13 protein-coding genes and 1 pseudogene are annotated in these 15332 nt (G+C 68.0%); 7 read left to right on the forward strand and 7 right to left on the reverse strand.

Annotated features, from left to right (window positions below):
• The first annotated feature begins 48 nt into the window (after positions 1–48).
• The 4 genes and pseudogenes from dnaJ to FDA94_RS07955 all read left to right on the forward strand — a co-directional run bounded on the left by dnaJ (position 49) and on the right by FDA94_RS07955 (position 5063).
• Positions 49–1218: a molecular chaperone DnaJ gene (gene dnaJ / locus FDA94_RS07940; protein WP_137246380.1), complete on the forward strand. Its 1170-nt coding sequence runs from the start codon at positions 49–51 to the stop codon at positions 1216–1218.
• 3 nt (positions 1219–1221) lie between these two features.
• Positions 1222–1480, forward strand: a pseudogene (locus FDA94_RS07945) (heat shock protein transcriptional repressor HspR); the annotation flags it as partial.
• Between the two features lie 215 nt (positions 1481–1695).
• Positions 1696–4275 (forward strand): ATP-dependent chaperone ClpB, encoded by a 2580-nt coding sequence (gene clpB, locus FDA94_RS07950; protein ID WP_137246381.1) that lies wholly within the window; start codon positions 1696–1698, stop codon positions 4273–4275.
• 98 nt (positions 4276–4373) lie between these two features.
• Positions 4374–5063, forward strand: coding sequence for a hypothetical protein (locus tag FDA94_RS07955; RefSeq protein ID WP_137246382.1), 690 nt, complete (start codon positions 4374–4376; stop codon positions 5061–5063).
• Positions 5064–5291: 228 nt separating this feature from the next.
• Here FDA94_RS07955 and FDA94_RS07960 read toward each other — a convergent pair whose 3' ends face one another.
• Positions 5292–5822: a tetratricopeptide repeat protein gene (locus FDA94_RS07960; RefSeq protein ID WP_342778451.1), complete on the reverse strand. Its 531-nt coding sequence runs from the start codon at positions 5820–5822 to the stop codon at positions 5292–5294.
• 158 nt (positions 5823–5980) lie between these two features.
• On the opposite strand from FDA94_RS07960, the gene FDA94_RS07965 reads away from it, so the two are divergent.
• A complete protein-coding gene (locus FDA94_RS07965; protein WP_137246383.1) occupies positions 5981–6361 on the forward strand; it encodes a hypothetical protein in 381 nt (126 codons plus the stop codon).
• Here the strand turns inward: FDA94_RS07965 and FDA94_RS07970 are convergent.
• Genes FDA94_RS07970 through FDA94_RS07980 form a run of 3 tightly spaced genes read right to left on the reverse strand, consistent with a single transcriptional unit; the run spans position 6312 to position 9466 of the window.
• Complete coding sequence (locus FDA94_RS07970; RefSeq protein WP_246059630.1) at positions 6312–7007, reverse strand: TetR/AcrR family transcriptional regulator; 696 nt, start codon at positions 7005–7007, stop codon at positions 6312–6314. The genes FDA94_RS07965 and FDA94_RS07970 overlap by 50 nt on opposite strands.
• Positions 7008–7029: 22 nt before the next feature.
• Positions 7030–8325, reverse strand: a complete 1296-nt coding sequence (locus FDA94_RS07975; RefSeq protein WP_137246384.1) for a DUF2252 domain-containing protein — start codon at positions 8323–8325, stop codon at positions 7030–7032.
• A 55-nt stretch (positions 8326–8380) separates the two neighbouring features.
• Complete coding sequence (locus tag FDA94_RS07980) at positions 8381–9466, reverse strand: CapA family protein (RefSeq protein WP_137246385.1); 1086 nt, start codon at positions 9464–9466, stop codon at positions 8381–8383.
• Between the two features lie 135 nt (positions 9467–9601).
• On the opposite strand from FDA94_RS07980, the gene FDA94_RS07985 reads away from it, so the two are divergent.
• Positions 9602–11062 carry a catalase gene (locus FDA94_RS07985; protein WP_137246386.1) on the forward strand — a complete coding sequence of 487 codons (1461 nt, stop codon included), beginning with the start codon at positions 9602–9604 and terminating at the stop codon, positions 11060–11062.
• 64 nt (positions 11063–11126) lie between these two features.
• Here FDA94_RS07985 and FDA94_RS07990 read toward each other — a convergent pair whose 3' ends face one another.
• The 3 genes from FDA94_RS07990 to FDA94_RS08000 form a co-directional block, all read right to left on the reverse strand.
• On the reverse strand, positions 11127–11384 hold the full coding sequence (locus tag FDA94_RS07990; protein ID WP_137246387.1) for a DUF397 domain-containing protein: 258 nt from the start codon (positions 11382–11384) through the stop codon (positions 11127–11129).
• Between the two features lie 67 nt (positions 11385–11451).
• Positions 11452–11685 (reverse strand): DUF397 domain-containing protein, encoded by a 234-nt coding sequence (locus FDA94_RS07995; protein ID WP_137246494.1) that lies wholly within the window; start codon positions 11683–11685, stop codon positions 11452–11454.
• Positions 11682–12542 carry a helix-turn-helix domain-containing protein gene (locus FDA94_RS08000; RefSeq protein WP_170990828.1) on the reverse strand — a complete coding sequence of 287 codons (861 nt, stop codon included), beginning with the start codon at positions 12540–12542 and terminating at the stop codon, positions 11682–11684. Before FDA94_RS08000 ends, FDA94_RS07995 begins: the two co-directional genes overlap by 4 nt.
• Before the next feature lie 671 nt (positions 12543–13213).
• Here FDA94_RS08000 and FDA94_RS08005 point away from each other — a divergent pair.
• Complete coding sequence (locus FDA94_RS08005) at positions 13214–15316, forward strand: molybdopterin-dependent oxidoreductase (protein WP_137246389.1); 2103 nt, start codon at positions 13214–13216, stop codon at positions 15314–15316.
• Positions 15317–15332 lie beyond the last annotated feature (16 nt).

Raw genomic sequence — 15332 nt, forward strand, 5'->3', positions numbered from 1 at the left:
GGAGGGGCACCCATCACATATGTGTATTTCACGCGGAGGAAGCGTTAGATGAGCACCAAGGACTACCTGGAGAAGGACTACTACGGCGTCCTCGGTGTGCCCAAGACCGCGACCCCCGAAGAGATCAAGAAGGCCTACCGCAAGCTCGCCCGGCAGTACCACCCCGACGCGAACAAGGGCAACAAGGAGACCGAGGAGAAGTTCAAGGAGGTCTCCGAGGCCTACGACATCCTGAGCGACACCAAGCGCCGCAAGGAATATGACGAGGCCAGGAGCCTGTTCGGCAGCGGCCTCGGCGGGTACAGCCGGGGCGGGCGGCCCGGCCAGGGCCAGCAGGGCTTCGACTTCGGCGACCTGTTCGGCGGCACCGCCCAGGCGGGCGACCGGATCGGCGACATCTTCGGCGGCCTGTTCAACCGCGGCGGCGGCCCGAAGGCCAACACCGCCGGGCGGGCCCGCCGTGGCCAGGACATCGAGTCCGAGGTCACCCTGTCGTTCGCCGAGTCGATCGACGGCGCGACCGTCTCCCTGCGGCTGACCAGTTCGTCGGCCTGCCCGGCCTGTTCCGGCACCGGCGCCAAGGCCGGCACCACGCCCCGCGTCTGCCCGACCTGTGACGGCACCGGCGCGGCCAGCCGCAACCTGGGCAACTTCGCCTTCTCCGAGCCCTGCCGCGACTGCCGGGGCCGGGGCCTGCTGGTCGACGACCCCTGCCCGGTCTGCGAGGGCAGCGGCCGTGGCCGCAGCACCCGCACCATCCAGGCCCGCATCCCGGCGGGCGTCAGCGACGGCGGCCGGGTCAAGCTGAAGGGCAAGGGCGCCCCCGGCGAGAACGGCGGCCCCGCGGGCGACCTCTACGTGCTGGTGCACGTCCAGCCCCACCCCGTCTTCGGCCGCAGCGGCGAGAACCTCACGGTCACCGTGCCCGTGACGTTCCCCGAGGCGGCGCTGGGCGCCGAGATCAGGGTGCCCATCCTGCGCGGCATGCCGGTCACGCTCCGCATCCCCGAGGGCACCCCCAACGGCCGCACCTTCCGGGTGCGCGGCCGGGGCGCCCCCCGCAAAGACGGCACCAAGGGCGACCTGCTCGCGACCGTCCAGGTCGCGGTGCCCGAGCACCTCGACGAGAAGGCCCGGGCCGCCCTGGAGCAGTTCCGCGACGCGACCGACGGCCATGACCTGCGCGAGGAACTGATCAAGCAGGCCAGAAGCGAGTAGCGCATGGACGCCAATTTCTTCGACCTGTCCGACGAGACGCCCGTCTATGTGATCTCGGTGGCGGCCCAGCTGAGCGGCCTCCACCCCCAGACTCTCCGCCAGTACGACCGCCTCGGCCTGGTCAGCCCCGGCCGCACGGCCGGCCGGGGCCGCCTCTACTCGACCCGCGACATCGTCCTCCTGCGCGAGGTCCAGCGGCTGTCGCAGGAAGAGGGCATCAACCTGGCGGGCATCAAACGCATCTTGGAGCTGGAGACCGAGAACCTCCGCCTGAGAGACGAGCTCAACCGTGTGGCCACGGAACTGAAGCTGATCCGGGCCCTGGTCAGATATGAACTACCGCCGTCATAACCGAAGACATTTGTCGTATGGGGGACTTGCCCGGCCGCGCCGCCGTCTGGACTGAGGAGCGGAGCGACGAGGGAAGACAGTGGCTGAAGGCGGCCGGGCCGCCGAGCGAAGGCGAGGCCGATAAAGATGGATTACAAGCTGACCCAGAAGAGCCAGGAAGCGCTGGCGGGGGCGGTGCGCCGGGCGGCGGCCGAGGGGAACCCCGAGGTGGCGCCGGCTCACCTGCTGACCACGTTGCTGGCCCAGACCGGCGGCACGGCCGTCCCGCTGCTGGAGGCGGTCGGGGCCGACTGGAAGAGCCTGCGCACGCGGGCCGAGGAGATGCTCGCCGCGCTCCCGAAGGCGCAGGGCGCCACGGTGAGCGCGCCGTCGACCTCCCGCCAGCTGCTGACCGTGCTGCACACCGCCGCCCAGCGGGCCGCGCAGCTCGAAGACGACTACGTGTCCACCGAGCACCTCCTGGTCGGTCTGGCCACCGACGGCGGACCCGTCGCCGACCTGCTGAAGAGCCAGGGCGCGACGGCGCAGGCGCTGCTCGACGCGTTCGAGAAGGTACGCGGCCACACCCGCGTCACCAGCGAGAACCCCGAAGACACCTACCGGGCGCTGGAGAAGTACGGCGTCGACCTGACCGAGCGGGCCCGCCACGGCAAGCTCGACCCGGTCATCGGCCGTGACTCGGAGATCCGCCGCGTGGTGCAGGTGCTGTCGCGGCGGACCAAGAACAACCCCGTCCTCATCGGTGAGCCCGGCGTCGGCAAGACCGCCGTGGTCGAGGGCCTGGCGCAGCGGGTGGTCGCGGGCGACGTACCGGAGAGCCTGCGGAACAAGCGGCTCGTGGCGCTCGACCTCGGCGCGATGGTCGCCGGGGCCAAGTATCGGGGCGAGTTCGAAGAGCGTCTGAAGGCCGTGCTCAACGAGATCAAGGAGAGCGACGGCCAGGTCATCACGTTCATCGACGAGCTCCACACGATGGTCGGCGCGGGCGCGGCCGAGGGCGCGATGGACGCGGGCAACATGCTCAAGCCCATGCTGGCCCGGGGCGAGCTGCGCATGATCGGCGCGACCACGCTCGACGAATACCGCGAGCGCATCGAGAAGGACCCGGCGCTGGAGCGCCGTTTCCAGCAGGTGTACGTCGGCGAGCCCACCGTGGAAGACACGATCGCCATCCTGCGTGGCCTGAAGGGCCGCTACGAAGCCCACCACCAGGTCCAGATCGCCGACGGCGCGCTGGTGGCCGCCGCGACCCTGTCCGACCGCTACATCACCGCCCGGTTCCTGCCCGACAAGGCCATCGACCTGGTCGACGAGGCCGCCTCGCGGCTGCGCATGGAGATCGACTCCCGTCCGGTGCAGATCGACGAGCTGCAGCGCATCGTCGACCGGCTCAAGATGGAGGAGCTGGCCCTGGCCAAGGAGACCGACGAGGCGAGCGTGGCCCGCCTCGAACGGCTCCGCGAAGAGCTGGCCAACCGGCAGGAGGAGCTCAACGGCCTGGTCGGCCGCTGGGAGGCCGAGAAGGCCGGCCTGAACCGGGTCGGCGACCTGAAGATGCGTCTCGACGAGACCCGCAGCCAGGCCGAGCGGGCCCAGCGCGACGGCGACTTCGAGGAGGCCGCCCGGCTCATGTACGGCGAGGTCCCGCGCCTGGAGAAGGAGCTGGCCGACGCCATCCAGGCCTCCCAGCGCGAGCAGACCATGGTCAAGGAGGAGGTCGGCCCCGACGACATCGCCGAGGTCATCTCCGCCTGGACCGGCATCCCGTCGGGCCGCCTGATGGAGGGCGAGACCGCCAAGCTGCTCCGCATGGAAGACGAGCTGGGCCGCCGTCTCATCGGCCAGAGGGCCGCCGTCCAGGCCGTCAGCGACGCCGTCCGGCGGGCGCGGGCGGGCGTGGCCGACCCCGACCGGCCGACGGGCTCGTTCCTGTTCCTCGGCCCGACCGGCGTCGGCAAGACCGAGCTGGCCAAGGCGCTGGCCGACTTCCTGTTCGACGACGAGCGGGCGATGACCCGCATCGACATGAGCGAGTACAGCGAGAAGCACAGCGTGGCCCGCCTGGTCGGCGCCCCGCCCGGCTACGTCGGCTACGAGGAGGGCGGCCAGCTCACCGAGGCCGTGCGGCGCCGTCCCTACACGGTCGTGCTGCTGGACGAGGTCGAGAAGGCCCACCCCGAGGTCTTCGACATCCTGCTCCAGGTGCTCGACGACGGGCGGCTGACCGACGGACAGGGGCGTACCGTCGACTTCCGGAACACGATCCTGATCCTGACGTCCAACATCGGTTCGCAGTTCCTGGTCGACCCGGCTCTCGAAGCCGGGGCCAAGCGCGACGCGGTGATGGCGGCGGTGCGGGGGGCGTTCAAGCCCGAGTTCCTCAACCGGCTCGACGACGTGATCCTGTTCGACGCGCTCGGCTCCGAGGAGCTGTCGCAGATCGTCGACCTGCAGGTCGAGCACCTGGCGCGGCGACTGTCCGACCGGCGGCTGACGCTGACGGTCACCCCGGCGGCCCGCGAGTGGCTGACCCTGACCGGCTACGACCCGCTCTACGGCGCCCGGCCGCTGCGGCGGCTGGTGCAGTCGGCCATCGGCGACAAGCTGGCCCGCGCGCTGCTGAGCGGGGAGATCCGCGACGGCGACGAGGTGATCGTCGACCTCGACGAGGCCGGCGACACGCTGAGCGTGCGGCCCGGCACGTAATCAGTTCTCCACGACTGGGACAAGCGGCTCCCGGCTGCGAAAACCCCGCTGCTACGTTCGGCACTCACCGAACTACCGCAAGCAACAGGGGGACGTCGATGTCGACGACACCACGTAGCATCCGGGGGCGGCTCGTCGCCCTGGCGGTCGTCACCGCCGGGGTGAGCTGGTTGTCCGCCGCCGGCCAGCAGGCCCACGCAGACGACGGCCTGTGCGTGACCGGTTACCGGGCCGCCGCCAAGACCGGCGCGGTCGCCGCCTCGGTCGTGAAGGGCGCCGCCGACGTCGCGAGGTCCGCGGGCGCGGCCGGGCAGACGGTCCGCGACCTGACCCGCACGGGCGGATCCGCGGCGATGACCATGGCCCAGGCGGGTCGCCTGGCCGGGGTGCCGTGCGGGCGGGTGGCCCCCAAGGACGAGGTGGCCCGGACCGTCGAGCGCGCCGCCGCCCTGCTCGGCCTGTCGGGCCTGGCGCGGGCCGACGGGGTGCTCGGCATCGCGTCGGGGTCGGCGCTGCCGGGGGTGCCCAACGTGGTCCCCGACCTCTCTGTGCTGCCCGACCTGCCGGGCGTGCCGCCGGTGCCCCGGGTGTCGAAGGTGCTGCCGAAGGTCCCGAAGGTCGGCGTCGTGCCGCGCGGGGTCACCGACTCGGTGGGCGGGGTCGTCGACGGCGTCCAGCCGCAGCGGGTCCCCGCTCCGAAGAAGAAGGCCGACGACCTCGGCGTCGGCGGCCTCTCGGGCATCACCCGGCTTACCGGCGGGCTCCTCGGCGGAGCCCTCCTCAACTGATCTTCGTTTCCCCGTAGTTCCCTTTTCGCCTCCGGCCAGCGCTCCCAGAGAGCGGGCAGGCCGTCGACATATGGCCACTAATGGCCCATTTGAGAGATATCAACCGCCGGTCATCCGGCGGACAGTCAAAGAACGGGCCGCGAGTGTTCTTCTCGCGGCCCGTTCTTCATTGCGCTTCCAGGTCACACAACGGGCCGCGAGTCTCTTTCTCGCGGTCCGCTCTTTTCGTCAGGAGGCCAGAGCGTCTAGGTCGTCTTCCGGGAGGCCCAGGTCGATGCGAATGCGGTAGCGGGTGCGCAGCAAAGATTCGCGGAGCGAGTTGCCCGGAGGGCAGGCGGTGACGCCTTCGGTGGCCCATTCGTGGGCTCCCGCCAGGTCTCCGTACGCCGCCAGGGTCTCGGCCACGTTCAGCACGGTCGCCGGGGTGCAGGGAGCCGCGCGCAGGGCCTCGATCACGTCGCGGGCCTCGTCGGGGCGGTCGAGTTCGAAAAGGGTGTCGGCGATGCCCGCCCGGGGGTCGACGTTGACGTCTCCCCCGTCGTCTTCGGCCGCCATCCGGTAGCGGTCGAGGGCCGCGTCGGGGTGACCCGCCTGACGCCATTCCTCGGCGGCCAGCGCCAGGATGTAGGCCCGGGAGACTTCGCCCGATTCGTACCTTTGCGCGAGGTCGTCGAGGCGCTCCGCGAGGGCACCGTGGTCGTCGAGGAGCAGAGCCTGTTCGAGCAGACGATCAAGCTGCTCCCGCGTCACATGTGCCACAAGGATGAGGCTAGCGAGCGCGAAGGTTCTTTGCCCGGACAACGGCAGGCATTCCTCCGGCAACGATTCGCGCCAGATCACCTACAGAGCGTGTGTCGTTCCAGCTCATGGGCATTATTGACGGGACCTGAGCTTCATCAGGAGGTGACGGGACTGCGATGGGCCTTTCCAAGCAGACGACCTTCACAGTGGCCGGCGCGCTCATGGCGGCTGCGATTCTGCCCGGTTTGGCGGGTTATGTCGCGGCGCGTTTCGAGGCCCACGAACAAGCCGTCAAAGAAGTGCTTCGCTTGAGGGCACAGCTACAGGACATCCGGACCGCGAGGGGCGCCGACATGCGGACCCTCGAACTGCGCGACGCCGAGCTGCGGGCCGCGCAGGTGCGCGACGAACAGGCGCGGCGACAACCATGCCGGCCGCAGCTCGAACGCATCACCCTCGCCGTGCCGCGCACACCGGTGCTCGGCCCGGCCGCCGTCGAGGCGATCATCAAGAGCCGGATCGAGCTCCAGGCGCCGCCCGGCTGGCCGACGCGTTGAAGTCGCGCAGCTGCCGCGACAGATAGCTGCGTACCAGCGTCTTGGCCTCCGCGATGATCTCGGGGTCACCGTCGGGATCACGCCGGAAGGCCAGTTTCAGTACGGCGTCGCCGCCCTCGACCGCCACGAGTATCGAGGTGTCGAGGCGTTCGCTGTCGGCCATCCCGAACTCCTTCAGCAGGAGCCCGCGCAGGCGGCCGGCGATGACGGTGTTGTTGTCGGTGCCCGCGTCGAGCAGGTTGAGGTCGACCGCGTCGCCGAACCGCAGTGACTTGAAGCCGGGCACCGAGCGATGCATCTCGACGTACTCGTCGATGATCGCGTCGACCGCGTCCCACCAGCCGCCGTATTCCTCGCTGATGAAGCGGCGGCCCACCCGGGCCACGAAGAGCTCGACGTTTCGCCTGGTCAGGGCCTGGCTGATGGCGCGTTTGTCGGGGAAGAACTGGTAGACCGAGCCGATCGCCACGTCGGCGCGCTCGGCGATCCTGGTCGTCGACAGGCCGTCGTACCCGACCTCGTCCAGCAGCTCCGCGCAGGCGTCGAGCATCCGCTCGACCCGGCGCGCGCTGCGGCGCTGCGTCGGCTGACGGCGTAGCGAGGAGTTGCCGGAATCGTCGGAGTAGTCAAGGGGCTGGCTGGACACTCTCCCTATCTTGCCCGGGAATCTATAGACCGGGGAATCGGCCGTTACGGAACAGATCCACAAAAAGCTGATGGTCGTGTCGGGCGCGGGCGCCGTACGCGTGGGCGAAGTCGACGAGCAGCGCGGTGAACTCGGGCTCGTGACCGTCGATCACCGCGACGATCGCCTCTTCGGTGGAGAAGTCGACCAGGTCGTGGCTCGACTCGTCGTCGGCGACCGAGTGCATGCGGGCGACCGCGCGGCCCAGGTCGGTGATCACCGAGGCGAGCTCGGCCGGTTCGTTGACGTCGCTCCAGTCGAGGTCGGCCGAGTAGGGCGAGACCTCGGCGACGAGCTGGCCGACGCCGTTGAGGTCGGCGTACCCGAGCCAGGAGTCGGCGTAGGCCTGGAGGGCGCGCTGCGACTCGGCGGTGCGGTGGCCCTGGTGCTTGAAGTAGCCGTGCACCTTCTCGTCGTCGATGTAGCGGGCCACGGCCGGGACCTGGGCCTGCTTCATGTACAGGATGACGTCGTTCTCCAGCGCCTGCGTGTGCCCTTCGAGCAGCAGGTTGTACGACGGCAGCCCCGCCGACCCGATCCCGATGCCCTGCCGCAGGACGACGTCCTTGACGTGGTGCTCGACCGGGTTGAGCGGCTGCGGCAGCGAGGCCAGGTAGCCCTCGTAGGCGGCCAGCACGGCCTCGCGGGTGGCGTCGTCGACCGGGCGGCGGTTGTCGGCGACCGCGAAGCGGCGCTCGAAGTTCTCGATCGTGGTCTCCTCGTCGAGCAGTGCCACCCGCGTGTTCAGCCGCGCGGTCTGCAGCACCCGGTGGAGGACCCCGCTGGTGGTCTCCAGCGTGAGCGACCCGATGGCGTCGTCGCCGCCGTGGGCGATGGCGGTGAGCTCGTGGAGGTAGGAGCCGGCGAACTCGCGTACGAGCTGGGAGATGACCTCGTCGGACAGCGCCTTGGCGTAGCCGATGAGCGCGACGCTGGCCACGAACCGCTTCAGGTCCCAGATGTACGGCCCGACGTAGGCCTCGTCGAAGTCGTTCACGTTGAAGACCAGGCGGCCCGAGGAGTTCATGTAGGTGCCGAAGTTCTCGGCGTGCAGGTCGCCGTGGATCCAGACGCGGCTGGTCAGGTCGTCGAGGAACGACTCGTCGGCCAGTTCGTCCGAGAGGTCGGCGTAGAAGAGGCACGCGCTGCCCCGGTAGAAGGCGAACGGAGAGGCGGCCATCTTGCGGAACTTGGCCCGGAACGCCCCGGGTTCGCGGGCGATGGACTCACCGAACTCGGCCAGCAGGACGTCGAGAATGAACTGGGACCGCTGCGTCATGAGGAGACGGTAGTGCTGTCGGGGCTTACGACGCCATGACCAGCCGATTGACAAATCAGGGCTTGGCCGAGAGCCCGGTGCACTCGCGCAGCGACCGCCAGTACGCGATCTCCTGCCTGCCCGCCGATCCGGTGACCGGGACCGGCACGCCGCCGTTGATGCGGGCCGGGGTCCAGGTGTCCTTCATCACCTTGCGGCCGTTGATCGTGAGGGTCAGCACGCCGGTGCGTCCGGTGTCGGGCCCCCAGTTGTAGAAGACGAAGTTGCCCAGGCCGTAGCTGACGTAGGCGTTGTCGAGGTAGCCCGCGCCGAGCAGGATGTGGGCGTGCCCGCCGACCACGACGTCGGCGCCCGCCGCGACCAGCTTGGGGGCCAGCGAGAGCTGCGCCTCGTTGGGGCACTTCTGCAGTTCGGTCCCCCAGTGCAGGTGGACGATCACCGTGTCGTTGTTCTTGCGGGCGTTCTTGACCGCCTGGATCAGCCGGGCCTCCTCCTTGGCCGAGGCGAGGCCGCCCTGGGAGCCGGTGGCCGTCCAGGAGGAGATGAACTCGGCGTCGAGGACCTGCGTCGCGCCGATGATCGCGACCTTGTTGCCGTTCACGACGGTCCGCCAGGGCCGGTAGGCCTCGGTCGCGTTGCGCCCGATGCCCACGATGGGGAACCTGGACTTCTTGATGGCGGCGAGGGAGTCGTCCAGGCCGCTCTGCATGTAGTCCATGCCGTGGTTGTTGGCCATCGAGGCGACGTCGACGCCGGCGGCCTTCAGCGCGGTCAGCGCGGAGGCCGGGGCGCGGAAGGTGTACTGCTTGCCGGGGGCCGGGGTGCCCGCCTCGGTGATGGCGGTCTCCAGGTTGACCATCGCGAGGTCGGCCCTGGACAGCACCTTGGCGATCGGCCCGAGCGCGGTCTTCGGGTTGGCGTTCAGCCGGGTGCGCAGGATGCCCTCGAAGTGGACGTCACCCCCGAAGGCGATGGTGAACGGCTTCTTCGTCGGCGTCGGCTTGGGAGACGGCGTCTCGCGGGTGGCCTGCTCAGGCGCCTTGACGCGCTCCACGCCGGGATCCTCCGCGGCGGCGGCGCATCCGGCACTCAGGGCAGCGGCGGCGATCATCGCAATTGCACGTCTCACGACCCAGAGCATGCCATCTCATGACGGTTCGCGCCTTAGGGAGACTTCTTGTGGACAAACTGGGGAAATTCACTTACTTGAATAGTTCAAGTTAAGCGACGTAGCGTGGGGAAAGTGGTGATACCAGACCACTCTGGAGGACACCCGATGACTGATCGAATCAATGGCAGGCCACGTACGACGACGGATTCCGGCACTCCGGCCCCGAGCGACGAGTTCTCGCTCTCCGTCGGCCTCGATGGACCGCTGCTGCTGCAGGACCACTATCTGATCCAGAAGATGGCCCAGTTCAACCGGGAGCGGGTGCCGGAGCGCGTCGTCCACGCCAAGGGCGGGGGCGCCCACGGGTTCATGGAGATCACCGAGGACGTCAGCCAGTTCACCAAGGCCGGGCTGTTCCAGAAGGGCGCCCGCACCGACCTGTTCCTGCGCTTCTCGACGGTCGCGGGTGAACTCGGCAGCGCCGACACCCAGCGCGACCCGCGCGGCTTCGCGATCAAGTTCTACACCGACGAGGGCAACTACGACCTGGTCGGCAACAACACCCCCATCTTCTTCGTCCGGGACCCGCAGAAGTTCCAGGACTTCATCCACAGCCAGAAGCGCCGCGCCGACAACCACATGCGCGACCACAACATGCAGTGGGACTTCTGGACGCTGTCACCCGAGTCGGCCCACCAGGTGACCTTCCTGATGAGCGACCGCGGCACCCCCGCGTCGTGGCGGCACATGCACGGCTTCGGCTCGCACACGTTCCTCTGGTACAACGCGGCCGGCGAGAAGTTCTGGGTCAAGTACCACCTGCGCACCGAGCAGGGCATCAAGAACTTCACCGACGCCGAGGCCAACGCGATGATCGGTCAGGACGCCGACTTCCACATCCGCGACCTGTACGACGCCATCAAGCGCGGCGACCACCCGTCATGGACGGTGAACGTGCAGATCATGCCGTTCGAGGAGGCGGCCGACTACCGCTTCAACCCGTTCGACCTGACGAAGGTCTGGCCCCACGGCGACTACCCGGAGATCACCATCGGCCGGTTCACGCTGAACCGGAACCCGGCGAACTACTTCGCCGAAGTGGAGCAGGCGGGGTTCGAGCCGTCGAACTTCGTGCCCGGCATCGGCCCTTCGCCGGACAAGATGCTGCAGGGACGGCTGTTCTCATACCCGGACACGCACCGCTACCGGATCGGCCCCAACTACCAGCAGCTGCCGATCAACGCCCCTCGGGTGCCGGTCCACAGCTACAACCGGGACGGCGCGATGCGCTACGCCAACATGCCCGACCCGGTCTACGCGCCCAACAGCATGGGCGGCCCGGCGGCCTTCGAGGACCTGTACGCGGGCGACACCTACCACGTGACGGGCGAGATCATGCGCAGCGCGTACCGGCCGCACGCGGAGGACGACGACTTCGTGCAGCCTCGGGCACTGTGGGAGAACGTGCTGAGCGACGAGGACCGGACCAACCTGACGAGCAACATCGTCGGGCATGCTTCGGCGCCGGAGATGACGCCTGAGGTGCAGAAGCGCGTGGTCGAGTACTGGACCAACGTGCACAAGGACCTGGGACAGGGCGTGGCCCGCGGCCTGGGCATCGACTGACCTCGGACATAGTTACGGCCCGCGTCCTCCCCACCGAGGATGCGGGCCGTTGTCACGTCAGCGCCTAGTCGAACTCTCCAACCGCCAAACCCTGGAGGAAGGCGTTCCACTCGGCTTCCGTGAAGACCAGTACGGGCCCATCAGGGTCCCGGCTGTTGCGAACTGCGGTGTAGCTCCCTGCCAGCCGAGCAACTTCGACACAGTTCCCTGTGGCGCTGAAGCTGCTCTTGTGCCAGACGGCATCGGACATGTCGACATTCGACACGGCCCACCCCTTTTCGTCTTGGTCACCATAAGGATGACCGAAAAGGTCCCATGCCATCTATGTCGCAAAGGTGACTGTGCGGCTCCAAGGCACGCAGAGTAGACCATGCGCGACTCTCCAGCGATTAAAGGTCGAATTCGCCCTCCTTGACCCCACCAATGAAGGCCGCCCACTCACTCTCAGTGAAGACGAGAGCAGGGCCGGATTGATCTTTGCTGTCGCGAACCCCGATTCGATTGATCCCGACTTGAGCTACTTCGACACAGTTTCCACTGGTGCTCCAAGAGCTCTTCTTCCAGACAGCGTCATTGATGTCCACGACTGATCGAATCCCGTCCGCGCAGCGATTGAGGCTCATGTCTGCCACTGCGCCATCGTTTCTCTTATCAGCCGCTCAGAAGCCGGTCCATCGAGAGCCACATCCATTGACCATTCGAAAATTCGCTCGACAGAGAATGCTCTTTTGGGATCACTGGAAAATCGCCCACCTTCATCATCCTCCTGATACACGACATCAGGGAAATTACGGAACTTGAAGTGGACGAACGAGCCCCAGGGTGCTGGAGCTTGTGTCTTCAAGGCATTGATCCGAAGCTCGACGTGAGGAAGCGATGCGAGCTCGAGCACATGCTGTAACTGCTCGACCATGACTTCCGGTCCGCCCACTTCACGCTTGAGCACCGACTCATCAAAGATCACGCGCAGGCGCAGCGGGTCGCTGCCATAAAGAAGCGTCTGCTGCCGACGCATGCGCACCTCAACGCGATCGCGAACGAATGCGGGAGGGATCTTGACCATCGGATGAATCGTGCCTGCCGCCATAAAGCGAGCGTAGGCTGATGTCTGCAACAGGCCCGGAAAAACCATCGGCTCCCAGTTGCATATTTCCGTCGCTTCGGCCTCAAGTCCTATGAAGGCGATGTATCCCTGATCGAGGGAGTCGCTGTACTTCTCCCACCACCCTTTTTGGGTAGCGGCACGGCGAAGATCAAGCACCTCTTGGAGAAGGACGTCATCGCTCCCGTAATGATCAATTAGGGCTGCGATGTCATCCTCGCTCGGAAGTGTCAGGGCGGTCTCGATGCGACTGAGCTTGGCGGCCGACCAGCCCAACTCCACAGCCGCTTGGGTCCCCGACTTGCCGGTGGCTTCGCGGAGGCTTCGCAGCAACTGACCGAGTCGCTGGCGACGCGGCGTGACAGTCTTGTCTGCCATCCTCGTCCCCTCCGTCCTCGACGAGCTGGACTGGGGGCTCCCATCGGGAGAGCCATCTTGCATCGTATGCAATTTGCATGGACAGTTGCATGCATTCGGCAGAAATTTTTTCGCGATGTCTTGCCGACAATTCTCATCTGATGGAACATCAGGTTAGAAAGGTTCACAGAAGATCGCCAACCGGACACTCAGTGCCTCCGCGGTCTTCCGGCAAAGAAAAAAGGCCGGGCCGAAGGCTGCCACCGACGACCCGACCCGAGAGCTCCACTCGAAGCCACCGATAAGGAGTCTCCTATGCCCTTCCACCGTACCAACGCCATGTTGCTATGCAAGGCCCGACTCATACTGCTCCGTGATGGTGCCGATCGTCGGCTGTGCTCCGCGCAGGACCGTTGGGCTTATGAGCTGGAGTGGACCACCACTCGCCGAGGCTTCGGGAGTCGTGTCTACCGCGATCCCCGTTTCGACGTCGTCCGTGAGGTCGAGGAGGTCGGCCGGCTCGTGCTGGCCGGTTGACCCACTAGAGCTGGGCCGTGCCCACCGGGCGCCGGGCGCGGCTCAGTAGGAGGCCCGGACGGTCCGCGGGGGCGTCTGGGCTACGGCGGGGGCCGCAGAATTTTATTCCGTTCTGGGGCTTCCGCCCCTCCTGCTCGCGGGCGCACGATGAAATCATGACGACCGTCCACCGAACCTGCCCGCTCTGTGAGGCCGTCTGCGGTCTCACGATCACCCTTGAGGGTGATCACGTCACCAAGGTGACCGGCGACCGTGACGATCCCTTCTCCAAGGGTTTCATCTGCCCCAAGGGGGCCTCGCTCGGGCGGCTCGACGAAGACCCCGACCGGCTTTCCGCACCATTGGTTCGCGAGGGTGACCAGTGGCGCGAGGTGAGCTGGGAGGAGGCCTTCGCGGCCGTCGCCAAGGGCCTGAAGGACATCTCGGGACCCGAGCGGGCCGTCTACCTGGGCAATCCCAGCGCCCACAGCATGGCGGGGTCACTCTACGGAGGGGCGCTGATCAGAGCGCTGGGCACCCGGAACGTCTTCTCGGCGAGCACGGCCGACCAGATGCCCAAGCACGTCGCCTCCGGGCTGATGTTCGGGCATCCGATGACGATCGCCGTCCCCGATCTCGACCGGACCGACTTCCTGCTGATGCTGGGGGCCAATCCGCTGGAGTCCAACGGGTCGCTCTGCACCGCGCCCGACTTCCCCGGCCGGCTCAAGGCCCTCCGGAAGCGGGGCGGGACGCTCGTCGTGGTCGATCCCCGGCGGACGCGGACCGCCGACCTGGCCGACGAGCACGTCTTCGTCCGGCCCGGCACCGACGCGTTCCTGCTGGCCGGGATCGCGCACACGCTCTTCGCCGAGAACCTGCTGAACGTCGCGCTGCCGGTCGAGGGGCTCGCGGAGGTCGAGGCGGTCGTCAAGGACTTCCCGCCGCAGGTGGTGGAGGCCGCCTGCGGCGTCCCGGCCGAGGTGACGGTACGGCTCGCGCGCGCCCTCGCCGCCGCCCCCACGGCCGCCGTCTACGCCCGCATCGGGACCTGCACCGCCGAGTTCGGCACCGTGGCCCAGTGGCTCGTGGACGTCATCAACGTCCTCACCGGCAACCTCGACCGCCCCGGCGGGGCCATGTTCCCGGCGCCCGCGACGGAGGGGGCGCGGCGGCGCAAGCCGTACCGGACCGGACGGTGGACCAGCCGGGTCCGCGGCCTGAAGGAGACCAACGGCGAGCTGCCCGTCGCGACCCTGGCCGACGAGATCGAGACGCCCGGCGAAGGCCGGGTCAGGGCCCTGGTGACCGTGGCCGGAAACCCGGCCTCCTCGGCGCCCAACGCCAAAAGGCTGGCCGGGGCCCTGGAGAAGCTCGACTTCATGGTCAGCGTCGACATCTACCTCAACGAGACCACCCGCCACGCGAACGTGATCCTGCCGCCGCCCCGGCTGCTGGCCACCGGACACTACGACTTCGCGCTGCTGAACTTCGCGGTGCGCAACTACGCCCGCTACTCCCCGCCGGTCATGGCCGCCGACGGGCCCTCGGAGGCCGAGATCCTCATCCGGCTCATCGAGATCGCCTCCGGCTTCTCCGGCGTGGACGACCTGATCATCGGGCAGCTGATCGGCGACCACGATCCGGGCGAACTCGACGGGGAGACCGGGGCCGAGCGGCGTCTGGACGCCATGCTCCGGCTGGGGCCGTACGGGAAATGGAACGGCGGCGACCTCACGCTGCGCAAGCTCCGCGACGAGCACCCCCACGGCCTGGACCTGGGGCCGCTGAAGCCGCGCCTGCCCGAGATCCTCACCACGGCCTCGGGGCGGGTCGAGCTGGCCCCGCCGGAGATCGTCGAGGACGTCGCCCGGCTCAGAGAGCGGCTCTCCGCCCAGAATCCGGAGTTCGTGCTCATCGGACGCCGCCACCTGCGGTCGAACAACTCGTGGCTGCACAACATCGGGCCGCTCGTCGGCGGCACCAACCGCTGCACGCTCCAGATCAACCCCGAGGACGTCGCCCGCCTCGGGCTCGGCGACCACGCCCTCATCCGGTCGGAGGCGGGTGAGCTGACCGTCCCCCTCGAACCGACCGACAAGATCATGCCGGGCGTCGTGAGCCTGCCGCACGGCTGGGGGCACGACGGGTTGCCGCAACAGGTGGCGTCCGGGAACGCGGGCGTGAACGTCAACGTGCTGACCGATGAAAAGATCATCGATCCGCTGTCCGGGAATGCCGTGTTCAACGGTGTTCCGGTGATCCTGTGCCGCGTTTGATCACCACGGAATAGGG

Origin of the sequence: Herbidospora galbida (assembly GCF_005233835.1) — a bacterium.
Taxonomy (GTDB): domain Bacteria; phylum Actinomycetota; class Actinomycetes; order Streptosporangiales; family Streptosporangiaceae; genus Herbidospora; species Herbidospora galbida.